The sequence below is a fragment of the Perspicuibacillus lycopersici genome, assembly GCF_025660475.1.
Taxonomy (GTDB): Bacteria; Bacillota; Bacilli; order Bacillales; family Caldibacillaceae; genus Perspicuibacillus; species Perspicuibacillus lycopersici.
Genome location: NZ_JAOUSF010000006.1, coordinates 78,740 through 102,570 on the forward strand (window position 1 = coordinate 78,740; position 23,831 = coordinate 102,570).

Here is a 23,831-nt window from a genome sequence, read left to right on the forward strand (position 1 = left end):
TGAGGTTATCGTGTTATTTATCGATAAACATTTCTGTCCAGTAATGTCGACCAGAACCACCTGCGGCATAGCCAACTCCAATTTCAGTAAATTGGGTGCTTAATATATTTGCACGATGCCCGGGGCTATTCATCCATGCTTGCACAACAGCAGCCGGGGTTGTTTGTCCTTGTGCAATATTTTCACCAGCTGTTCGGTAGTTAATTCCAAAGTTTTTCATCATATCAAATGGACTTCCGTACGTTGGAGATGTATGGGAGAAATAGCCACGATCGCGCATATCCATACTTTTATATCTTGCCACCCTAGATAATTCCCAATTATGCGTTAAGGCAGTCAGTCCTGCTTTTGCTCTTTCTTGATTAACAAGGGTGACTACCTGTGCCTCGAAATTTTTCTCACTTATTGCAGGAATCGTGAGTTTTTGATTAGGATAAATTAACGCAGGGTTTTTAATTTGTGGGTTTGCCTGGATTAATTCGCTTAATCCCACTTGAAAGCGAACAGCTATTTTCCACATACTATCGCCAGGCTGTACCGTATAGGTTGTATTTTGTCCAAATGCAAAACTAGGGAATATCATCACAAAAACAGACAATAGAATAAGTAGCTTCTTCATGAACCTCACCTCCTCGGAATTACTGTCTCCAACCACTAATTCCTTATACCGGATATTAAGACGCAATAAATGTAAAAAATCGGAAGCTAAAGTGTAATATTCAAAAAAAATAAAACGTTTTGTTGTAACCCCTTTCATTTAGACAAGAAATCAGCTATACTATAAATGTGAACGTTTAGTGAACGAAAATTGACGAATATTTGAACGATAGTATCATTGTGTGAATAAAATGTAGCGGAGGGGTTTCCAATGGGAAAAATTTTAAGTGGCTTTTATTTACTAGCCGGTATTCTATGTACGGTTTGTATTTTCACATCGTTTTTTAATGGTTTTTATGTATTATCATCCTGGCTTCTCGTAGCTGCATTGATTAACTTTAGTCTTTATCGAGTTGTTTGGAACAGTGTCAGAAAGGAAAACGAACAAAAACATGAAACGATACGGGCATAAATCAATAGCGCAAAATACATTATTCACTTATCGGTGAGTTTACGAAAACCTTCGATAAGTGAATTTTTTTGTTGTTATTTTGTGAGTTAAATGAAGGACCCTGATTAGACTGAATATATAACTAGACCTATGTGGAACATCAGTATATATTTCATCTCTAGCCCAATCTAATACGTTAGTGCTATATGTATTTCCATTCTATACCTCTATAGTTGAACTGCTGTAATTTTATGTTATAATATATCCTGTCAAAAATAAAAATGAACTGTAGCATTCGCCACAATGAAAAGCATCTTAAACTGATTCTAATAAAGGGTCGGTTTTCTTTCGTTTCAAAAAGTAGTCACCAATATTTAACAAAAGATTTCCAAACGAAATGGTTATAAACAACACTACAATTGTGGTAAAATGGTAATCGTGCAATCTAAAAAATGATAATAACTGAAACTATGTGGGGATATAAGACTCCCTACTTTAACCAAAAATAAACAAAAAGTAATTGATAAGGAGAGTTTTGAATGGACTACAGAGTATTACTCTATTATAAATATGTTCCTATTGAAGATCCCGAAACATTAACAAAAGAACATTTAAAGTTCTGTAAAGAATTAGGTTTAAAAGGCCGTATTCATATTGGAGCAGAAGGAATAAACGGAACTGTTTCCGGAACTGTTGAACAAACAGATGCGTATATGGCGGCAATGAGAGAACACCCACTTTTCTCTGATATGGTATTTAAAATTGATGAAGCAGAAGGTCATGCCTTCAAAAAAATGCATGTACGTCATCGTAAACAAATTGTAAACTTAAGCTTAGAAGAAGACGTCAATCCAAATGAGCTAACTGGTAATTATTTAGAGCCAAAAGAGTTTTTTGAAAAAATGCAAGATCACAATACTATTGTCATTGATGTACGTAATGATTATGAGTATGATCTTGGTCATTTCCGGGGTGCTGTTCGACCGGATGTGAAAACATTCCGTGATACACCAGAATGGTTCCGCAAAAACAAAGATAAATTTGAAGGTAAAACAATTTTAACCTACTGTACTGGCGGTATTCGTTGTGAAAAATTCTCTGGCTGGTTGAAGAGAGAAGGATTTGAAGATGTCCATCAATTACATGGTGGGATTGTTACGTATGGTAAAGATCCAGAGGTAAAAGGTCAACTTTGGGATGGGAAATGCTATGTATTTGACGAAAGAATTAGTGTTCCAGTAAACCAAGTAGAACATGTCATTGTAGCAAGAGACTACTTTGATGGTCAACCTTGTGAACGCTATGTAAACTGTGCAAACCCAGAATGTAATAAACAAATTATTTGTTCTGAAGAAAATGAACATAAATATTTACGGGGCTGTACACATGAATGCCGTGTGCATCCGCGCAATCTATATGTAAAAGAACATGGATTAACAGAAGCGCAAATAAAAGAACGATTAGCTGCGATTGGCGAAGAGCTTGTGCACGCGTAATTGCTAATAAAAAATACTCCGATAGTTTCGGAGTATTTTTTTGTACAAAGAAAATCCACTATATAAGGTTGGTAATCGTCTACTATCGATTAGAATGAAAACATGAAGATTACAGCTATCAGTCCGCTAGTCTAGCAAGAGGGAAAGCTTGTTAACCAACAATGAGAGGAATCAGGATTGATCCAAATACTGCACTGAAAATCATGGCAGCTGAACTAATCGAACCGGTTGCCTGATCATATTCAAAAGCCTTTGCCGTTCCGATGGCGTGGGCAGCATTTCCGAAAGCCATACCCTTGCCGAGAAAGGTTTGAAAGCGGCAAAGTTTAATTAATGTCGGACCAAGTAAAACACCCGAAAAACCGGCTATCATAACAAATACTGCTGTTAATGCGGAAACCCCACCTAATTGCTCCGTAATTTTTAAGGCAATTGGAGTAGTGACATTTTTGGAAACGACAGAAGGGACCATCTCTTTTGAAATATGAAGAAGATACGTAAAGAAAATTCCTGTCCCTACACTTACCAATATACCGGTTAGCATTCCAGAAAGAATAGGTAGCAAATACTTTTTTAAAACATCCTTTTGTTTATATAAAGGGTAAGCAAGTGCAACGACTGTGGGGCTTAAAAAGTTATTAATCCATTCTCCACCTTCCATATAGGTGTCATATGGAAGGTTAAACGACACCAGAATGACTATAATTAGAACGGTACATAATATAGTTGGGTTAAAAATGGCAATCGGATACCGTTGATATAATTTGTTAATCGGTAAATATAGGAGGATAGTTAGTAATATCATCAAAAGTACAATATTTGTGTGTGTCATGCTGAGTATTTCTCCTTTTCTTTTTCCACAACCTTTTTTCCGAGTTTATCACTGACAAATCCAGAGGCAATCATAACTAAGCAAGTGCTTATCACTAAAGCTGCAATTAGTAAAAGTCCTTTTCCAGTGAATAAATCAAGGTAGTTCATCACCCCTACAGTTGCTGGAATAAAGAATAATGCCATGTAGGTTAACAAAAAATTAGCACCTGTATGAATCCATTTTTCAGGAATTACTTTACAGGACAATAAAAGAAAAAGTAGAAGTAGTCCAACAATACTCCCAGGGATTGGGAGTTTTAAAAGGGATTGAACCCATTCTCCTAATATACTAATCAAGTAAATAAAAGCTACTTGTGTAATAATTTTTAAGACCTTCATATATACATCTCCTTAAAAAAGGTGTATCCGGTAATACGTTCATTTCATACTAACTCATTCTACACCTGAACCCAACTTGCTACAATACCATTGCTTCATTCATACCAATATAATATTTTCTACTAGTGGTAATTATTAGATGTAATTGGAAAAATCATCGAGAAAATGATAATCACTGTAAATAGTGTTAATACTTTTCCTCATTAAAGAATACAATACATTTAACTACTTAACGCAGATAAATTTTTTTAAGATAATAAAAAATAGTCCAATACGGGTTGTTTCTTAAATGCTTCATGTTAATATAGGTATATTAAAAAAATGTAAGCAAGGAGTTTTTTCTGTGAATCAATCAGAACAATGGTCATCAAGAATTGGCTTTATTTTAGCATCCGCAGGATCTGCAATTGGATTGGGTGCTATTTGGAAATTCCCGTATGTTGCAGGAATAAGTGGTGGCGGGGCCTTTTTCTTTATTTTTTTATTATTTACCCTTATTTTAGGTCTTCCCTTATTATTAGCAGAATTTGCGATTGGAAGAAGTACGCAAAAGGATGCAATTGAATCTTACAAAGCAATTGCGCCAAATACGAAGTGGCATTTTGTTGGATATTTAGGATTAGTGACAAGCTTTATTTTACTGTCTTTTTATAGTGTTATTGGTGGTTGGATTATCGCATATATTTTTAGAACAATTACTGGTCAACTAAATGGAATTAGCGCTGAGCAATATGGAATCGTATTTGCTGAAACTATTTCCAATCCTGGGATCAGTATTAGTGTCCATTTTCTCTTCATGCTATTAACAGTAGTTGTCGTAGCAAAAGGGGTACAAAATGGAATTGAGAAAGCAAATTATATTATGATGCCTGCACTTTTTATTATTTTTATTTTATTAATCATTCGTTCACTTACGTTATCTCATGCAAGTGAAGGAATTTCGTTTTTATTTTTCCCAGACTTTTCGAAGCTTAATAGTGAAGCAGTATTAGCAGCGCTCGGCCAGTCTTTTTTTACATTAAGTGTTGGAGCATCTACGATGGTAACCTATAGCTCTTATGTGAAAAAATCGGAAAATTTACCACGTTCTGCTTTGTCCATTGTCATGATGAATATTTTTGTAGTTGTTTTGGCAGGATTAGCTATTTTTCCGGCAGTCTTTTCCTTCGGATTGCAACCAGATGCTGGGCCGGTATTGTTATTCCAAGTTTTGCCAAACGTATTTAGTCACATGCCATTCGGCATTCTATTCTTCTTAGCATTTTTAGTATTATTCTTATTTGCTGCATTAACTTCTTCCTTCTCGATGCTGGAGATTATTGTAGCCGTCATTTCTAAAGGTGATAAATCATTACGAAAGAAATGGTCTTGGATTATTGGATTTATTATTTTCTTAATGGGTATTCCTTCCGCTTTATCATATGGACCTTGGAGTGATATTACTATTTTAGGAAAATCAATTTTTGATGCAGCGGATTTCTTAGTAAGCAATATGCTATTACCATTAGGGGCATTGTTGATTGCAATCTTTGTCCCATATAAAATGAAGAAGTCTGTTTTAATGGAAGAAATGCAGCACGGTGGCGGATTTGCAAAAGGATTATTTAATATGTGGTATTTCGCGCTTAAGTATATCGCGCCAATTGCGATTATTTTCGTTCTATTGGATGTATTAGGAGTTTGGGACCTGTTATTTGGATAAGTAGAGAACTAATAGGCTTCGACAAAACAGGTGCTTATTTTCTAATAATCAGTTAAACAAACGTTTGTTTAACTTGGCAGTAATTGTTGATAGTCTCTTATTTACCAAAAAGAGGAAAAACAATATTCGACAAAAATATATGAAAATAATACAAAAAAGGAACGCTGCAAAAATGCAACGTTCCTTTTTTATACAGCTATTAATGAATGGAATGTCCTGCAGTTACTACCCAGATAGAACCGATGACAATTACGACAGCCATAAAGATCGCATATACCGTATGGATAATTTTTGAATAATTATCTTTTCCTTCATTTAAGTGCATAAACATTATTAATTGTAATCCAGCTTGTAGAACCGCTAATCCACCGATTACAAACATTATCGTTGTTTTTGGCAAGTCTGTTTTCAATGCCACTAGCAAAGCAACAACGGTAAAGGTAATAGATAATAAAAATCCAACGATATGACTAATGGGGAAGCCTTTTTCTTGGTTACTCATTGATTACAACACCCCCGCTAAATAAACAAATGTAAAGATGAAAATCCAAATTACATCAAGGAAATGCCAATACAATGACCAAATATGCATTTTTCCTGCAGTCGTTGGGTTAATTCCCTTTGTTAATAATTGAATAATAATGAGAATCGCCCAACCAGTACCTAATGTAACGTGGGCACCGTGTGTACCGAGTAGCACAAATAAACTCGACAGGAATGCACTAGTTTGCATTGTAGCTCCCTCATGGTAATAATGCATAAACTCATTTATTTCCATTGATAAAAAGCCAAGACCAAATAGTAAAGTAATAACAAGCCAAATAATTAGACCGCGTCGGTTTCCTCTGCGCATTTCAAAGATGACAATTCCAGCGGTGAAACTACTTGTTAATAATAATAAGGTTTGAATAATAACATCTTTAATCTCAAAAATCTCTGAACCTGCTGGTCCGCCAGCAGTACGATCTTTTAGCACACCGAATACAGAGAATAATGTGGCGAACAAAATAATTTCTGCAGCTAGGAAAACCCAGAAGCCTAAAATATTTAATTTACTTTGTTCAGACTGGTATTCAATAGGTGCTGAAGTATTTATTTTGCCTTCCATTTAGATTCACCTCTCCAAGTACGCTCATGTTTCACAATCTCATCGACAGGCACGTGGTACCCATCATTGGATTCAAATGAACGCATAATAAGTCCTGCAATAATTCCGATACCAACAATTGCGGCAAGTAAATGCCATTCGAAAACAAGGAAGAAACCAAAGACTAAGAAAATACCACCCATTATTGCTGGGAGTCCAGAATTACCCGGCATATGAATTGGTTTAATTTGATTTTTATCGAGAGTAAAGCCTTTGTTGTTCTTTTTCATTTCCCAGTATGCATCAAGTGAATCTACTTCAGGAAGTGTAGCGAAATTATAATGTGGAACTGGTGTTGCAGTTGCCCATTCTAATGTTCTAGCATTTCCCCATGGATCGTTTGCAGTCGTACGTTCTGCGTGACGAATGCTCCAATAAATGTTGTAGCAAAGTGCTGCGAAGCCTGCTGCTAAAATTAATGCTCCGACGCCCGATAGTAAGAATAATGGTTGGAAACCAGATTCTTCGGAATAAGTATAAGAACGTCTTACAGCCCCTTGTAAACCAAGGAAGAACATTGGGAAGAATGTTAAGTTAAAGCCAATATTGAATAACCAGAAATGCCATTTTCCAATTTTTTCACTAAGCTTAAAGCCGAATACTTTTGGCCACCAGTAGTATAGTGCAGCGAATACTGCATAAACTACACCAGGAATTAATGTGTAATGGAAGTGAGCGACTAAGAACAATGTATTATGGTATTGGAAGTCGGCAGCTGCCATTGCAAGCATAACTCCGGTCACCCCACCAATTAGGAAGGTTGGAATGAAAGCAAGTGCCCACATCATCGGTGCAGTAAATTCAATTCGACCTTTGCGCATCGTGAACAACCAGTTAAACATTTTAACCCCAGTTGGGATAGAAATCATCATAGTAGTGATGGAGAATACCGTATTTACTGCAGGTCCAACGCCCATTGTATAGAAATGGTGAACCCAAACTAACATACTTAAAGCTGAAATTAATACGATCGAAATAACCATGGAGCCATATCCGAATAGTCGCTTCTTCGTAAAGGTTGCGATAATTTCAGAATAAATTCCGAATGCCGGTAGGATTACAATATATACTTCTGGATGTCCCCATAGCCAGAATAGGTTCGACCAAAGCATATCAAGTCCGCCGCCAGAAACAGTAAAGAAATGTGTTCCGTATAAACGGTCCATCATACCTAATAATAATGTTACTGTAAAAATAGGGAAGGCAATTACAATAATTAATGAAGTGATTAACGATGTCCAAGTAAACATCGGCATTCTCATTAATGTCATGCCTTTTGTACGCATTTTTAAAATCGTAACAATAAAGTTAATACCAGTCATCAATGTACCGATACCGGCAATTTGCAGGGCAATCATATAATAGTTGTTACCTACGCCAGGAGTAAATTCCTTACCTGCAAGCGGGAAATAAGATGTCCATCCTGCATCAGGTGATCCACCGATAACGAAAGAAACATTAAATAACATTGCACCAGCAAATGTTAACCAAAAGCTTAATAAGTTCAATTGTGGGAATGCTACATCACGTGCTCCAATTTGAAGTGGAATCACGATATTCATAATCCCGATTAACATTGGCATCGCCATGAATAAAATCATGATAACACCATGTGTAGTAAATACTTCATTATAATGCTGTGCGTCTAAAAATGTATTTTCAGGAACTGCTGTTTGAGCTTTCATCATTAGTCCATCTACGCCACCGCGGAAGAACATGAGAACACCCATAATGATATACATAATCCCGATTCTTTTATGGTCAACTGATGTTAGCCATCCGTTCCATAGCCATTTCCATTTTTTGAAATAGGATAAAGCAGCTACGACTCCGACCATTGTTAAAACAATTGCAATCTGTGAACCTAAAATTAATGGATCGCCAGAAACTAATAATTGATCCCATTTAATGTCCACTATGCTCACCTCCGTGTTCTTCCTCATCCATATTCATGTTTTCATGATTCTCAGAGTTTTCATTTTCATCTTCTGTAAAGATTTTTCCAGGGTAGCCATGACCGCGATATAACTCAGGGTCTATATAAAGCTCTGCATTATGATCTGCATGATCAACCCAATCTAAATGAGTATTGGAATATGTTAGACGACCTAAATGTGTTGGTTTTAATAACTCTTTATATTCCTCTTCGGTAAGCTTAGGAGATAATTCCTTTGCTTCTTTTACCCATTTCTCGTAATCCGCAGGTGATTGTGCCTGCACTTCGAATTCCATTCCTGCATAGCCTTCACCATTGAAGTTTGTGTTTCTACCAAAGAATGAACCTTCTTCATCTGCAACAACGATAAGCTCTGTTTCCATTTTATTCATTGTGTATTCCTGTCCAGCTAAAGAAGGAATCCAAAATGATTGCATCGTACCAGCAGAAGTAAGTTTAAAGGTTACCGGACGATCCACTGGAATATTTACATAGTTAACTGTTTCGATATCTTCTTCTGGATAACTGAAAATCCATTTCCAATCTGCAGATGTAACATGAATCACTAATGGTTCAACATCTTCATATCCTTCTGGAACCTCTTCTAACGCGTACAATGTTTTAACGGTTGGAATAGTTAAAAGGATAACGATAACAATTGGAATAAGTGTCCAGATGACTTCTAGTTTGTGATTTCCTTTTTCATCAGGTGGTTCATAATCCGCGTTTTCTGGACGTGCCCGATATTTCCAGATAATATATACAAATAGTCCAACTACCACAACTAATACAAGCCCGATCCATATAAAGGACCAGTTGATTAAATCCATTATTGCTCTTGCCTGTGGTCCTTTTGGATCAAAAACAACTAAATTTGTTTCACAACCGCTTAATACCAATAAAAGCAGGATGGACATGGCGGAAACAAGCAGGCCTTTCTTTTTCTTCATAATTTTCTCCCTTTCCTAAGTATTATTGTGCATTTGAAAGTAAACAAAAAGGTGTTCATATGTTAGAAACTCTGTTCACAATTTAGTAACTAATTATTCATGAATTTGTCAAAATTTGCTCATTCTTTCACAAATATCAGCAAAATAAAGAAGTGAAAAGGGTTTCTGTATATGAGTTGGCATAATTAAATAAGGTTACAAAACACTATACTCATATTGTAAACCATCTGGCAATAGATTTTTTACATAAATTGTTACAAATTCGTTAAGGTTAGACAATATTTATGAAATAGTTTTTCGTCACAGATTTAAATCAATAAAATAAAGGCAGCATTACTTTTCATTTGATATTTTACAATAATAATAGCTTTAAGTCTAAAAAATTGCACGGAGAATGATTGTCTAATTTAATGAAAAAAATAGTGAAAAAAGGCACAAGAAAATTTTCGAATAGATATGTTTCCGCCGGGTAAACTATGCTTGATATCCGCTGGGATATCAAAATCCTACCAGAGGTGATTAGATGCGTTTTCCTCATGATGTTGATCGCACCGCTCAGTTATTTCGTCACAACTGGACACGGCCTAAACGCTCGAAGTCGCAAGTGAATGGTCATACCGAAATGTCGCAAAATAACATAATTTTAAGGAGTAATGCGAAAGCTCATCATTGGTAGGAAATGCGTACCTTTAAAGGTAGTAGTGAAAAAGGGCAGAGAACACATGTTGTTCCTGCTCTTTTTCTTGTTTTATGCTTTCCGATAAAATAATTAAATGGTAAGATATATAGGAAAATGCGAAAAAAAGCGAAAAAGTTTTCATTTTTATAAAATGTTGAAATAAACATTTAGTAATATTGGACAAGTAATAATGAAGTCAATAGGAATTAAATGTACATTCGGGGGTAAACATGGAAAATTGGATTACCGATTTTATGGGTCAATTTGGATATTTAGGTGTTTTTCTATTAATATGCTTGGAAAATGTGTTTCCGCCAATTCCATCTGAGGTCATTTTAACATTTGGTGGATTTATGACTACACAAACAGACCTTTCGATTGCAGGCGTAATTATTGCTGCCACCATTGGTTCTGTTGTTGGGGCGGTTATTTTGTATGGAATCGGATTGTTATTAGATGTTCACCGCTTGGAAAAGATAGTAGACAAATATGGGCATATACTACGTGTAAAGCGGGAAGATATTTACCGGGCAGACAGTTGGTTTCAAAAATATGGATTTTGGACTGTGTTTTTTTGTCGGATGGTTCCGTTAATTCGTAGTTTAATTTCCATACCAGCCGGAATGGCACGTATGAGTTTTCCGCTGTTCCTTTTATTTACAACACTTGGAACAGCCATTTGGAACACAATTCTTGTTTGTCTTGGCGCAAGAGTAGGAGAATCATGGGAAGATATCGTCGAGTATATGGACGTCTACTCCAACATTGTCTATGCAATCATTGCGATAATAGTAGTACTAGTCATTTTCTATTTCGTAAGGCGTGGAAAGAAATCGTAAATAATAGGAAGGCTTTTTAATCGACCGATATTGTAATCAACAGATTGTTACATAAAGCTAAAAAAAGGAGTTTATCTATGGATTTTCTTATCTATTTAAAAGCAATCATCCTTGGATTAGTGGAGGGACTTACCGAATTTGCTCCAGTATCCTCAACTGGCCATATGATCATAGTCGATGATCTTTGGTTAAAATCAAAAGAATTTTTAGGGAATGAAGGGGTGGCTAACACCTTCAAGGTTGTTATCCAGCTAGGTTCCATTTTGGCGGTTGTCGTTGTATTTAAAGACCGGTTCCTCGATTTATTAGGCTTAAAAAGAAAGAGCTATAAACTAGGTACAAAAGCACCTGGTCATTTAAAACTGACACATGTCATCGTTGGGTTAATACCAGCAGGAGTATTAGGCGTACTGTTTGAAGACTATATTGATGAATATTTATTCACAACAAATACAGTATTAATTGGTCTTATAGTCGGTGCGGTATTAATGATTGTTGCCGATAAATTCAGTAAGAAAGCTCCACAAATAGAGACAGTCGATAAAATTACCTATAAGCAAGCATTTTCGATCGGTTTAATTCAATGCCTTTCTCTATGGCCAGGATTTTCCCGTTCAGGAGCAACTATTTCTGGTGGTGTATTACTAAGACTTAGCCACCGGGCAGCGGCTGATTTCACGTTCATCATGGCAGTACCGATTATGGCCGGAGCAAGCTTTCTTTCGCTTTTGAAAAAATGGGAGTATTTAACAATGGATGCTATGCCGTTTTTTGTTGCTGGTTTTATTAGTGCATTTGTCTTTGCATTACTTGCTATTCGTTTCTTCTTAAAATTAATTGATAAAATTAAACTAACACCGTTTGCGATTTACCGAATCGTATTAGCGGTAATCATTTATCTATTCCTTATTTAAACCAATATCCCGGATCCGTTCTTCCAAAAGGTCCGGGTATTTTTTTTAAAGAGATGTCTTAATAATTCGATTTGTGGAAACATTTATGCTCCGTCAACGTCTAATTAACGAGGTGATAATAATGAAGAAACAAATATGGAAAAATTTCTTGATTATATTGATAGTCACTAGTATTACATCTGCTTGTTCACAAGGATTGGCGACTGAATCAAAAAATGGGAATCAAGCAGTAGAAAGTGAGGAAGGGAATGTGAAAAAGGATATTGTAAACAAACTTACTTTAAACAAAACAAGTCTTAAAGACAAAAAGTTTAATAAAAACGAAATAAAGCTAGAAGAAGGTACCTTCCAACCGACATTGCAGTTGTCCAAAACTGATCATGCAATCGCTATCGATTTTACAGCAGAAAACACATCTGGTAATCCGATAACATTAAGCTTTACCTCGGGACAAGAATATGATTTTTTAGTATACAATGGGAATAATGAATTGGTTTATCAGTGGTCGAAGGGAAGAATGTTTTTACAAGTAATTAAGGAAGTAACACTAGAAAATGGCGATAAAATCAATTATAAAAACACATGGAATTTTGTCGATAATGAAGGAAATGTTTTACCGGATGGAGAATACCGAATCGAATTTACCGTCACAGCACAGGTGAAATCAGCGGAAGGAAAAACGATAAAAACAAATGAACTTACCGCAGCAACTGAAATAAATACGAAAAAATAACAAAGAGGATGCCCCTAAATTAATGGGGCATCCTCTAATCTATATGAAGGGGAGGAGAAGAATAAGGTAACTATATGTTAACGGAGAATTATGAATAAAGTATGACCAAATGATGACCCAATCTTTAAATCGAGTAAAATAATATTATAATAAAGAAAAGTATAATTCTTGTTGTTAGATTGTGAAGAGGCAGGGGTTGAAACGATGAAAGTACTAGTGATTGAAGATAATGAAAGTGTTTGTTCCATGATAGAAATGTTTTTTGTAAAGGAAGGTATCCAAGGTGAATTTATACATGATGGGAAGGAAGGCTATGAACGGTTTCTGAATGGACAATGGGATTTATTGATTGTTGATTGGATGCTTCCAGGAATGGACGGAGTCACCATTTGCCGAAAAATTCGCGAGAGTAAATATGAGGTACCAATTATAATGTTAACGGCAAAAGATAGTGAATCTGATCAGGTGCTTGGACTTGAAATGGGTGCTGATGATTATGTGACTAAACCATTCAGTCCTCTTGCCTTAATGGCAAGAATAAAAGCAGTAACGAGAAGGGTTCACTATATAAGTAAAAATGAAGAGTCAGCGAATATTATTGAGACGAACCACTTCAAAATAAACAAAGATACACGGGAAGTATTTTTAGATGGGGAGCCGATAACAAGCTTAACACCAAAGGAATTTGATTTACTCTATTATTTTATTCAGCATCCACGACAAGTGTTTTCCAGGGAGCAATTGCTCGATCGGGTATGGGGCTACCAATTCTACGGTGATGAACGAACGGTAGATGTACATATTAAGCGACTCCGCAAGAAGATCTCTACAAGCACGCACTCATTTTTCCATACGGTATGGGGTGTTGGTTATAAATTTGATGAGACGGTGGATTAAATGAAATTAAAGTATATGTATCAACAAATGCTTAGTCATATCGGCATCATTATTGTTGCCTTTCTCGTTTTAAGCCTTGTTGTATCTCAATTTGTCGAGAATCTAGTATATAAAAATAAGGAAGAAGAGCTTGTAACCTATGGAAAGAATCTATTAGCGGATATGGACAAAGGCTATTATTTTGATCAAGGCACATTAGATCAGTATCAAAGCATCCTTGAACGGAGGAAAATATATTTTAGTGTGTTTGATGCAGATGGACAAATTCTTTATCCAATAGAAAATCAGAATTATAAATTCCAATTCTCAGATGAGGAATGGGAGCAAATTACGAATGGAAAATCGGTAGTCGTTAATGTAGATTTAAAACGCTTTGATCAAGCGGTTTCCTTTGTAGTGCTACCATATACAAATGGAGATTATTTTTTAGGTGGAGTATTATTAACAGCACCTGTTAGTGGGACAAATGCAATGATTCATCAGTTTAATAAATATTTATTCTATACAATACTCATTACACTTCTTGTCTCCCTTTTATTGAGCTGGTTTTTGTCGAAAATACATGTAAGAAGAATTAATCACCTTCAGAAGGCAACCTCTATGATAGCTACTGGAAATTACGACGTCACCGTTCCATCATCTAATTTTGATGAGATTGGGGAACTGGCAGGAGATTTTAACCAAATGGTCAGAAAACTGCGGGATTCGATGGATGAGATTGAGAGTTTAGAAAACCGTAGAAGGCAATTTATTGCAGATGTTTCTCATGAAATGAGGACACCACTAACAACCATTAGTGGAGTAGTAGAGGGTTTGAAAAATGATATGATTCCAGAATCAGAAAAAGAAAAAGGGCTGGAACTAGTAAGCAAAGAAACGAAACGGTTAATTAGACTCGTAAACGAAAATTTGGATTACGAAAAAATCCGTTCCAATCAAGTAGTATTAACAAAAGAAAAAATTGAACTAGCTGAGGTATTGGAAATTATTAAAGAACAATTAGACTTTCAATCGGCGCAAAAAAATAACGAAATAAAAATGGAGCTACAAGGAAATCCGCTAGTCTATGCGGACTATGATCGGTTGATCCAAATACTACTCAATATAACAAAAAACAGTATTCAGTTTACCGAAAATGGTGTTATTTATTTAAAAGGAATGCAAGAAAATGATTGTACGATTATCGAGATTGAGGATACAGGTATCGGAATGGATGCAAAAGAAATCGAAAATATTTGGCGTCGATTTTATAAGGCAGATCTATCTCGGAGAACGAACCCATTTGGTGAATTCGGTTTAGGGCTATCTATCGTAAAGCAATTAGTATTGTTACATCAAGGAGAAATTCACGTTACAAGTACGAAAGGACACGGAACGAAATTCACTATTAAATTGCCGCTGGTTTAGATTAATTTTTCCTATGTTATCAAGGTTAAAATAGTGATATGTATTCTTTGTACGGATGAGTAAGCTAATTAAAAGGTGCATATTTATTTAAAATTTTTTGAAAAAATATATTGACTGCCAGAAATGAATATTTTATAATTCAATCAATTGATAATTAATTCAATTAAAAAAATTCATATAGTGAGTATTTACTCTTATCCAGAGTGGTGGAGGGACTAGGCCCGATGAAACCCGGCAACCTTCAAACATCCGTTTGAAAAGGTGCCAATTCCTACAGATCTATATGATCTGAGAGATAAGAGGAGGAACCGTATATAACGCCCTCTTCTTATGAAGAGGGCTTTTTATTTTTACATAAAATCCTCTTCATTCTCTCTAAAACTACTACTACTCACTTTATGGATTAATCATGATGAACATTAGGGGGAATTGAAAATGACAAAAGGCTTTAAGGATGAAACATTATTATTACACGGTGGTCAAGAACCAGATCCAACGACAGGATCTCGTGCAGTTCCAATTTATCAAACGACTTCCTATGTTTTTCAAAATACAGAGCATGCGCAAAATTTATTTGCACTTGCAGAAACGGGAAATATTTATACTCGGATAACTAACCCTACGGTCGATGTGTTTGAGAAGCGGGTGGCAGCTTTAGAGGGTGGTACGGCAGCGGTTGCGACGGCATCAGGAGCTGCAGCAATTACACTTGCGATATTGAATATTGCAGGAACAGGTGATGAAATTATTGCAGCAACCAATTTATATGGCGGTACATTCAATTTATTTGCATCCACTCTTCCTCGCTTCGGAATTCAAGTAAAGTTTGTCGATGCAGAAGATCCAGAGAACTTTCGTAAGGCAATTACAAAGAAAACGAAGGCATTATATGGTGAAATTATTGGAAACCCAAGCCTACAAGTATTTGATGTCGAAAAGGTTGCTGAAATTGCAAAAGATGCGGCAATTCCATTAATAATCGATAATACCTTTGCAACTCCATATAACTGTAAACCGATTGAATGGGGAGCAAATGTCGTAGTACATTCTGCAACAAAATGGATTGGCGGCCATGGCAATTCCATCGGTGGGGTAGTTGTTGATGGAGGGAATTTTGACTGGAATAACGACAAATTTCCTGGATTTACAGAACCAGATAATAGCTATAATGGATTGAAATATAGTGATTTAGGTAATGTTGCATATGCAGTCAAATTGCGTGTACAGCTATTGCGCGATATTGGTGCATGCTTAAGCCCGCAAAATGCGTTTTATTTCCTTCAAGGGTTAGAAACGTTACATTTGCGGGTAGAAAGACATAATGAAAATGCCTTAAAAGTAGCGAATTATTTAAAAGAAAATCCTGCGGTAACATGGGTCTCCTATCCAGGATTGGGAGATCATCCATCCTATGAGCTAGCGAAAAAATATTTTTCAAAGGGTAATGGATCTATGATCGTATTTGGTATTAAAGGTGGAAGAGAAGCAGGAAGAAGGGTAATTGAAAATATTAAACTATTTTCCCATGTGGCAAATGTAGGTGATGCAAAATCATTAATTATTCATCCTGCATCGACTACCCATCAGCAATTAAATGCCGAGGAATTAGCGTTAACAGGTGTAACAGAGGAGCTTGTTCGCCTTTCCATCGGTATTGAAAATGTTGATGATATTATTGAAGATCTGGATCAAGCGATTAAAAAGGCAGTAGAGGAATTGGCGATTGCCAAATAAACGGGGCGAAGTAGCAAATGGTTTTAAATAGTTCATTTGAAATCGTGGAGCATCAGGAGGTTTCCATCGGAGATCTCCTCCTTGAAAATGGTACAGTATTGTCAAATGCTGTTGCTAAGTATGAGCGTGTTGGCAATAGGAATGGGCAGGTTGTACTTGTTTGTCATGCGCTAACCGGTAACGAACAAACGGTAGGCACGAACGAAAATCCTGGATGGTGGAGCGGATTAGTTGGCCGTAATCGACCGATAGATACGAATCTTTACCAGGTAATAACGTTTAATGTGTTAGGTGGTTGTCATGGTTCAACTGGACCACAAAGTATTAATGAGGTAACAGGGGAACGATACCGTGCGCAGTTTCCATTTATTACAATACGAGATATGGTGCATTTTCAAAAACAAGCATTAGAAGTACTTGGAATCAATCAGCTCCGAGCAGTCATTGGTGGATCCTTAGGTGGGATGCAAGCACTGGAATGGGGATTACTTTATCCTAATTCAGCAGAGCATATCATTGCTTTAGCAGTTACCCCTTATGTTGATGATATTGCTATTGCCTACAATCGGATTGGCATTGAAGCAATTGAAAATGATCCACTATGGAACAATGGCAATTATTGGGATGGAGCAATTCTTCCGGGTTTGAAAATTGCACGAATGATCGGTATGGTTACCTATCGAAGTGATTACCAATTGGAGGAAAGATTCCAAAGGAGCCTACAAAGGGTAGATGCTGGAAAAAAGCCATTTTACGCAGTGGAATCCTATTTAATCTATCAAGGGGATAAATTAGCAGCGAAATTTGATCCGAATAGTTATCTTACGTTACTTTATGCAATGAATAGTCATGACATTGGTAGAGACAGAGGCGGATTTCAAAAGGCATGTCAATCCTTTCTTCCGAGGTTAACACTTATTGGGTTTCAAAATGATTTGTTATATAAGCCGGAAAAGATGAAGGTATGTCAGGAGATCGTACCGAATGCCAATTTTTTTGAAGTGGAAACGAAATTTGGGCATGATGGGTTTTTAGTTGAGTTTGGAAAATGGGGATCAATTATTTACGATTGTTTACAAGACTAATGGGGATGGAGGTGGACGTTTATGGTAAAAAAAGCTGCAATCCTCGGTTTTGGTACAGTCGGTCAAGGAATATATGACGCAATTCAGACACACGATGATGAGTTACAGTCCATCCTAGGCGAACCAATTGAAATCGTCGCCATTCTTGTAAAAAATGAAGACAAAGGACGTGCTGTAAATGAGGGGACAATCATCACTACTAGTTTTCAAGATATAGTATCGATTCCGGAGTTAGAAATCGTATTTGAGGCAATCGTGGATTGTGAACCAGCATTTACGTATATACAGGCTTTAATGAAAAAAGGTTGTCATATTATCACTGCCAATAAAAAGCTGGTTGCACACTACGGAAGTGAACTAATGGTTGCTGCTGAAAAATATGGTGTAAAGCTTCGATATGATGCTACAGTTGCTGGTGCTGTCCCAATTATTGGTGCATTGCAAACACTTTTGCGTACAAACCGGATGAATTCTTTTCAAGGGATATTAAATGGTACATCTAATTTTATTTTAACGGAAATGAGAACGAAAGGCTTATCATTTGACGATGCGCTACTACAGGCACAAACATTAGGTTATGCAGAGGCGGATCCGGCCAGTGATATTGAAGGCATCGATGCATGGAATAAATTAGTGATTTTAATTCGAACAATCACCGGAAACGAGCCTAGTACAGGTAACATACATCGAGAAGGGATTACCTCCATATCCCAGGCATTTATTTCATTGGCAGAAAAGATTGGTTTACGCTTTAAACATTTAGCATATTTTAACCAAGCACCATTACAATATTGGGTGAAGCCAGTTTTAATCGATGCAAGCCATCCTTTTTATCAAGTAGATGGGGTGAATAATAGTATTCATCTGGATTGCTCCCTTGCTGGAGAATTATCGTTTACTGGTCCTGGTGCTGGAAAATTACCGACAGCTAGTGCTTTGCTAGAAGATCTCGTTGGAATCTATCAAGGGATTAATGCTTATAATGGTCAAAAAACAGTAAAACTATTACTCAACGAAAGTATTTCGGCAGAAGAGAAAAATTGGGTGATTTTTTGTAAAGAAAATCAAGTAGCGCAACTACCCAATCAGCTCCACCAATTGCAAACGTATTGTGAAGCTAGAGAAGTAGTTCTTCTTGTGAAAGGATCGGAAATAGATATCCAATTACTGCAAAATTTCCTAAAGGTTAATGTATTTGAATATATTAAAATACAGAAAGCAAAGTATGTAGAATTAACTAACGTATCCTTTTTGCATAAATGATTGTTAACGGCTAGATATTATTATGAGAAATCTATTCTACTTAAAATTAGCCTGTTTTATAGACAATGTTGCAATTTAATGAAATAAGTTTTCTGTGTTAACCTATTTCCAACTAGCAATATTCTTTGCGAAAAAACGATAAATAATTATTCTATGAAAATAAAATAATGTAAATCAAAAAGGAATGTCTTATAATAATTCATAGACATTCTTTTTATTTGGGCTGTTTTCAAGCAGCAACAAGCTATACAAATACATTCTTAAAAATGAACGAAAAAACAAGTGACAATGATATACATGAACAATAATTCGAGGTAGAAAACAATTTAATGGGGTGCATGTATGCGGAAGTGGTATAGAAACACGAAAATAGGCACAAAGTATCGAATTGCATTAGTTGGAACCATTCTTTTATTCCTTGTTGCAGCAGGAATAGTCTGCTATGAATCGTATCAAATTCGAAAAAATCTCGAGACAGTTGAGAGACTTGATCAAATTAATGAGCTTGTAACGGAAATGACGAATACATTCAACACAAAGGATATTCGTGTGGCCGATTTCGTTATCACCAAATGGGTAGCATTCTATAGTGAAGCAGAACAATTAACAACAGAGCTAGAATCACTTGCTGACCAAATAACGCCATTGTTACAGGAGAAAGAACAAATAGAATTAATGAAGGAAATTAGGGATAATTTTGCATTGCATCATGATGTTTTTGTTAATGGAATTTACCCGGCAATCCAAAGCACCAATAATGCCGCCGCATTAGAAGAACGATCCTTGGCGCGAGATATCCGACTGGAAACAGTGGAAATGTTGGACGAGCTATTAAAAATGACGGAAGCAGATAATCTCCACGCACTGGAACAAACGGAACTCAAACAAAATCAGAGTATGATTGTATTAATCATTTCTATCGTTGTGGCAACTGTCTTTGGTGGATTGCTACTATTATTCATCAATCGGGGAGTAAAACGAAACTTAAGTAAAGTCGTGTCCGTTGCGAATGAAATCGCTAATGGCAATTTACAAGTTCTTGATTTGGACTATGTCTATAAGGATGAAATTGGGCAATTAAGCCAATCGATAAATACGATGAAATCGAATTTAAACACGATGATTACACACCTATCCTATGTGTCTAACCGCGTATTTGATAAAAGTAAAGAGCTAACCGAATTTGCAGATGAGCTTCAATCTGGTGGGGAGCAAATAGCTGCTACAATGGAAGAATTATCGAGTGGGTCGGAAGAACAAGCCCAATCAGCGAATAATTTATTTGAACAAACGAAGCATTATTTAGATACAATTGCTGCTGTTGTTTACCAAACAGAAGAAACGAAACAATTATCGGAAAATATGATTACAATCACCAATAAAGGAAATAAAAATATGGATACAACGGTTGGTCAAATGAAGGTCATTCATGAAAAAATTGATCAATCCTTTGAAGGACTTAAAGGGCTAGACGAGAAAATCAAAAATATTAGTAGTTTAACATCGGTTATAAAAGAAATTGCAGAACAAACGAATTTATTAGCATTAAATGCTTCCATTGAGGCAGCAAGAGCAGGGGAGCATGGAAAAGGCTTTGCAGTAGTTGCGAATGAGGTTCGGAAATTAGCCGTACAAGTTAAAGCTTCCGTAAAAGATATTAGTGGTATTTTAATTGATATTCAAGAAGAATCGGATTCCGTATTAACTTCCTTAGAAGAAGGTTATCTATTGGTTCGTAATGGTACTGAGCAAATGCATATTACCGAGGCAACCTTTGACGATATGTTAGTGATAATTGAAGAAGTCGGTAAACAAATCAGTACAATGACCGAAACATTATATGAAGTCATTGAGAATTCACAAACGATCGGGGCATCAATTGAAACCATTGCAGCAGTTTCTGAGCAATCAACTGCAGGAATAGAAGAAACGACAGCAACCGTACAACAAGCAAATGGATATATGGAGAAAATTCATAGTAATGCTGTTGAGCTTGAGCAAGAATCGGAAAAGTTAAAAGAAGTGATGAAAAAGTTTACTATTTAATTAATAGAAAAAGAGGAATTGCTAAAAATAATAGCAGTTCCTCTTTTTTATATGCAAGTTTCTGAATTAATAAATAAAATTAAAAAAACCTATTGCAACCCAATAGAATCAGTGTATAATAGGGAATTGTGAAGAAAATCAAGTAAACTTAAAGTTTTATAAAAATAAACTTTTTTCACTTAAAGTTTACTTGGAGTAAACAAAATGAATGATTGGGGTCCACTATGCGAATTGGTAAGAAAATCAAAAATTTACGATTAAAAAAAGGGTTAACACAAGAAGAGCTAGGAGAAAGAACGGATCTAAGCAAAGGTTATATTTCGCAAATTGAGCGTGATTTAAGTTCACCATCGATCGAAACTTTCTTTGACATACTGGAAGTATTAGGGTGTTCCCCAAGGGATTTTTTTGATGATAAGGAAAATGAGCAAAAAGTTATTTATGGGGAAGATGATCAAACAGAGTATATTGATGAAGAGCTCGGCTATAAGATCCAGTGGCTAGTCCCGGAATCCAATGAAAATGATATGGAACCGATTTTACTTACACTTGAACCGAATGGGAAGTTTAAAGAATTTGAGCCATCACTTTCTGAAACATTTGCCTTTGTATTAAAAGGACAAGTAGTAATCAAGCTAGGGAAAAGAAGCTATTTTGCCAAAGCAGGAGATTCAATTTATTTTCATGCCTCTGACGACCATCAAATAATGAATGATTTTCATGGAGTATCAGAGCTTTTACTCGTAGCAACCGAATCGTATTTATAATCAATCAAATCTAGTAGCTTGATGTGATCTCATCACGTAAAGAAAATACATAGGAATCGAAGGGGGATTAATTTTGTCAACTAGTACAATTATTCGTTTTGAAAATGTAACAAAGCAGTATGATAATGATGCTGCAGTACTGGACAATGTCAGCTTTGAAATGGAACGCGGGAAGTTTTATACACTTCTTGGTCCTTCCGGTTGTGGAAAAACAACAATATTACGTCTTATTTCTGGACTAGTAGAAGCGTCACATGGGAAAATTTACATCAATGATAAATTAGTAAATGATGTACCAGCAAATAAACGCCAAGTAAATACAGTGTTTCAAGACTATGCTCTATTTCCGCATCTAAATGTATTTGAAAATGTAGCCTTTGGACTTCGTGTGAAAAAGCTGAAAAATGCTGACATCCAGAAAAAGGTTCAAGAGGCGCTTCGTTTCGTTAACTTAGAGGCATACGAAAATAGAGAAATTAGTGAAATGTCTGGTGGGCAAAGACAGCGGGTTGCTATTGCGCGTGCAATTGTAAATGAGCCCGAGGTGCTTCTATTAGATGAGCCGTTGTCTGCTCTTGATTTGAAGTTGCGAACAGAAATGCAATATGAGCTTCGCGAGCTCCAACGTAGATTAGGAATTACCTTTGTGTTTGTCACACATGATCAAGAAGAAGCATTAGCAATGAGTGATGAAATCTTTGTTATTAATAAAGGCAAAATCCAGCAAAGAGGTGTCCCTACGGATATTTATGATGAACCGATTAATCGCTTTGTAGCAGACTTTATCGGCGAATCGAATATTATCCAAGGAAAGATGCTTCGTGACTTTGTAGTACAATTTGATGGAAAAGAGTTTGAATGTGTCGATCAAGGCTTCAATCCGAATGAATCAGTAGAGGTTGTTATCCGTCCAGAGGACTTAGAAATTACGACAAAGGAAAAAGGGCATTTAAAGGTGAAAGTGGATTCCCAGCTATTCCGTGGTGTTCATTATGAAATTTGCGGATATGATGAGAATGGAAATGAATGGATTGTACATTCCACGAAAAAAGCAGTAGTTGGCGAAGAAATTGGCTTGTATTTTGAACCTGAGGCTATTCATGTCATGAGACTAGGGGAAACAGAAGAAGAATTTGATGCACGTCTAGAAGCCTATGATGATCAGGGTGTTGAAAATGGAAACTAGAAGCAGAAATCTTTATTTAATCCCTTATGTCTTATGGATTGCCTTATTTGTTATCACGCCAATTCTACTCATTGTTTATTACTCTTTTATTGATATTCATGGCAATTTTTCTTTAATAAACTACCAAAAATTTTTTACACCAGTTTATTTGAAAATGACGCTTAGTTCCTTTTGGTATGCATTTTTGATTACTGCCTTTACGTTAATTGTTGCCTATCCAACGGCATTTTTACTAACGAAGACGAAATATAAGCACTTATGGTTGTTATTAATTATTGTTCCTTCGTGGATTAATTTGCTGTTAAAAGCTTACGCATTTCTAGGAATCTTTGGTACCTTTGGATTTGCCAATGCGATGCTTGAAGTGTTTGGTATTGGTACGAAACAAATTTTATTTACTGATTTTAGCTTTATATTTGTATCGGTATATATCTTTATACCATTTATGATTTTACCTATTTTCAATGCATTAGATAAATTGAATCCAACCTTTGTAGATGCATCACGTGACTTAGGTGCTTCTGGATGGACAACATTTTGGAAGGTAATTGTTCCATTAACGATCGATGGGGTCAAATCTGGCTGTCAGGTTGTCTTCATTCCGGCACTAAGCTTATTTATGCTTACTCGCCTCATTGCAGGAAACCGTGTAATTACATTAGGAACTGCTGTGGAACAACATTTTCTTGTAACGCAAGATTGGGGCATGGGTTCAACTATTGCAGTATTTTTAGTCATTATTATGGCAGTGATTATGTTTTTCACTGGAAATCGGAAACGGGGGTTATAA

General features: G+C 36.0%; 23 protein-coding genes and 1 riboswitch. Of the genes, 16 read left to right on the forward strand and 7 right to left on the reverse strand.

Annotated elements, in window-relative coordinates:
• Nucleotides 1-13: 13 nt before the first annotated feature.
• Nucleotides 14-619: a SafA/ExsA family spore coat assembly protein gene (gene safA, locus OEV98_RS16110; RefSeq protein WP_263074378.1), complete on the reverse strand. Its 606-nt coding sequence runs from the start codon at nucleotides 617-619 to the stop codon at nucleotides 14-16.
• Nucleotides 620-868: 249 nt separating this feature from the next.
• On the opposite strand from safA, the gene OEV98_RS16115 reads away from it, so the two are divergent.
• Nucleotides 869-1,069 (forward strand): hypothetical protein, encoded by a 201-nt coding sequence (locus OEV98_RS16115; protein ID WP_263074379.1) that lies wholly within the window; start codon nucleotides 869-871, stop codon nucleotides 1,067-1,069.
• Between the two features lie 518 nt (nucleotides 1,070-1,587).
• Entirely contained in the window at nucleotides 1,588-2,544 is a 957-nt protein-coding gene (gene trhO / locus OEV98_RS16120; RefSeq protein ID WP_263074380.1) for an oxygen-dependent tRNA uridine(34) hydroxylase TrhO, read from the forward strand.
• A gap of 151 nt (nucleotides 2,545-2,695) precedes the next feature.
• On the opposite strand, the gene OEV98_RS16125 is transcribed toward trhO, so the two are convergent.
• Nucleotides 2,696-3,376: an LrgB family protein gene (locus tag OEV98_RS16125; protein WP_263074381.1), complete on the reverse strand. Its 681-nt coding sequence runs from the start codon at nucleotides 3,374-3,376 to the stop codon at nucleotides 2,696-2,698.
• Nucleotides 3,373-3,756: a CidA/LrgA family protein gene (locus tag OEV98_RS16130; RefSeq protein WP_263074382.1), complete on the reverse strand. Its 384-nt coding sequence runs from the start codon at nucleotides 3,754-3,756 to the stop codon at nucleotides 3,373-3,375. The genes OEV98_RS16125 and OEV98_RS16130 overlap by 4 nt, the downstream gene beginning before the upstream one ends.
• Before the next feature lie 343 nt (nucleotides 3,757-4,099).
• Here OEV98_RS16130 and OEV98_RS16135 point away from each other — a divergent pair, with 343 nt between their 5' ends.
• Nucleotides 4,100-5,458 (forward strand): sodium-dependent transporter, encoded by a 1,359-nt coding sequence (locus OEV98_RS16135; protein ID WP_263074383.1) that lies wholly within the window; start codon nucleotides 4,100-4,102, stop codon nucleotides 5,456-5,458.
• Between the two features lie 199 nt (nucleotides 5,459-5,657).
• On the opposite strand, the gene qoxD is transcribed toward OEV98_RS16135, so the two are convergent.
• The 4 genes from qoxD to qoxA are packed head-to-tail and all read right to left on the reverse strand — an operon-like array spanning nucleotide 5,658 to nucleotide 9,491.
• A complete protein-coding gene (qoxD, locus tag OEV98_RS16140) occupies nucleotides 5,658-5,960 on the reverse strand; it encodes a cytochrome aa3 quinol oxidase subunit IV (protein WP_263074384.1) in 303 nt (100 codons plus the stop codon).
• A 3-nt stretch (nucleotides 5,961-5,963) separates the two neighbouring features.
• Complete coding sequence (qoxC, locus tag OEV98_RS16145; RefSeq protein ID WP_263074385.1) at nucleotides 5,964-6,566, reverse strand: cytochrome aa3 quinol oxidase subunit III; 603 nt, start codon at nucleotides 6,564-6,566, stop codon at nucleotides 5,964-5,966.
• Nucleotides 6,551-8,521 (reverse strand): cytochrome aa3 quinol oxidase subunit I, encoded by a 1,971-nt coding sequence (qoxB, locus tag OEV98_RS16150; protein ID WP_263074386.1) that lies wholly within the window; start codon nucleotides 8,519-8,521, stop codon nucleotides 6,551-6,553. Before qoxB ends, qoxC begins: the two co-directional genes overlap by 16 nt.
• Nucleotides 8,511-9,491, reverse strand: coding sequence for a cytochrome aa3 quinol oxidase subunit II (gene qoxA / locus OEV98_RS16155; protein WP_263074387.1), 981 nt, complete (start codon nucleotides 9,489-9,491; stop codon nucleotides 8,511-8,513). Before qoxA ends, qoxB begins: the two co-directional genes overlap by 11 nt.
• Before the next feature lie 523 nt (nucleotides 9,492-10,014).
• Here qoxA and OEV98_RS16160 point away from each other — a divergent pair.
• The 13 genes from OEV98_RS16160 (at nucleotide 10,015) to OEV98_RS16220 (ending at nucleotide 23,831) form a co-directional block, all read left to right on the forward strand.
• A complete protein-coding gene (locus OEV98_RS16160; protein WP_263074388.1) occupies nucleotides 10,015-10,167 on the forward strand; it encodes a YpzG family protein in 153 nt (50 codons plus the stop codon).
• Nucleotides 10,168-10,400: 233 nt separating this feature from the next.
• Complete coding sequence (locus OEV98_RS16165) at nucleotides 10,401-11,009, forward strand: DedA family protein (protein WP_263074389.1); 609 nt, start codon at nucleotides 10,401-10,403, stop codon at nucleotides 11,007-11,009.
• A gap of 77 nt (nucleotides 11,010-11,086) precedes the next feature.
• Nucleotides 11,087-11,923, forward strand: a complete 837-nt coding sequence (locus OEV98_RS16170; protein WP_263074390.1) for an undecaprenyl-diphosphate phosphatase — start codon at nucleotides 11,087-11,089, stop codon at nucleotides 11,921-11,923.
• A 121-nt stretch (nucleotides 11,924-12,044) separates the two neighbouring features.
• Nucleotides 12,045-12,656, forward strand: coding sequence for a BsuPI-related putative proteinase inhibitor (locus tag OEV98_RS16175; protein ID WP_263074391.1), 612 nt, complete (start codon nucleotides 12,045-12,047; stop codon nucleotides 12,654-12,656).
• Nucleotides 12,657-12,860: 204 nt separating this feature from the next.
• Nucleotides 12,861-13,553 (forward strand): response regulator transcription factor, encoded by a 693-nt coding sequence (locus OEV98_RS16180; protein ID WP_263074392.1) that lies wholly within the window; start codon nucleotides 12,861-12,863, stop codon nucleotides 13,551-13,553.
• A complete protein-coding gene (locus tag OEV98_RS16185; protein ID WP_263074393.1) occupies nucleotides 13,554-14,960 on the forward strand; it encodes a sensor histidine kinase in 1,407 nt (468 codons plus the stop codon).
• 191 nt (nucleotides 14,961-15,151) lie between these two features.
• A riboswitch (SAM riboswitch) is annotated at nucleotides 15,152-15,262 on the forward strand.
• A 133-nt stretch (nucleotides 15,263-15,395) separates the two neighbouring features.
• Complete coding sequence (locus tag OEV98_RS16190; protein ID WP_263074394.1) at nucleotides 15,396-16,694, forward strand: O-acetylhomoserine aminocarboxypropyltransferase/cysteine synthase family protein; 1,299 nt, start codon at nucleotides 15,396-15,398, stop codon at nucleotides 16,692-16,694.
• 17 nt (nucleotides 16,695-16,711) lie between these two features.
• The gene (metX, locus tag OEV98_RS16195) at nucleotides 16,712-17,779 is read left to right on the forward strand and encodes a homoserine O-acetyltransferase MetX (protein ID WP_263074395.1); all 1,068 of its coding nucleotides are present in this window, start codon (nucleotides 16,712-16,714) and stop codon (nucleotides 17,777-17,779) included.
• Nucleotides 17,780-17,800: 21 nt separating this feature from the next.
• Complete coding sequence (locus OEV98_RS16200; protein WP_263074396.1) at nucleotides 17,801-19,042, forward strand: homoserine dehydrogenase; 1,242 nt, start codon at nucleotides 17,801-17,803, stop codon at nucleotides 19,040-19,042.
• 342 nt (nucleotides 19,043-19,384) lie between these two features.
• On the forward strand, nucleotides 19,385-21,088 hold the full coding sequence (locus OEV98_RS16205; RefSeq protein WP_263074397.1) for a methyl-accepting chemotaxis protein: 1,704 nt from the start codon (nucleotides 19,385-19,387) through the stop codon (nucleotides 21,086-21,088).
• A 224-nt stretch (nucleotides 21,089-21,312) separates the two neighbouring features.
• Nucleotides 21,313-21,855, forward strand: a complete 543-nt coding sequence (locus tag OEV98_RS16210; protein WP_263074398.1) for a helix-turn-helix domain-containing protein — start codon at nucleotides 21,313-21,315, stop codon at nucleotides 21,853-21,855.
• Nucleotides 21,856-21,925: 70 nt separating this feature from the next.
• Entirely contained in the window at nucleotides 21,926-23,041 is a 1,116-nt protein-coding gene (locus tag OEV98_RS16215) for an ABC transporter ATP-binding protein (RefSeq protein ID WP_407676526.1), read from the forward strand.
• On the forward strand, nucleotides 23,031-23,831 hold the full coding sequence (locus OEV98_RS16220; protein WP_263074400.1) for an ABC transporter permease: 801 nt from the start codon (nucleotides 23,031-23,033) through the stop codon (nucleotides 23,829-23,831). The genes OEV98_RS16215 and OEV98_RS16220 overlap by 11 nt, the downstream gene beginning before the upstream one ends.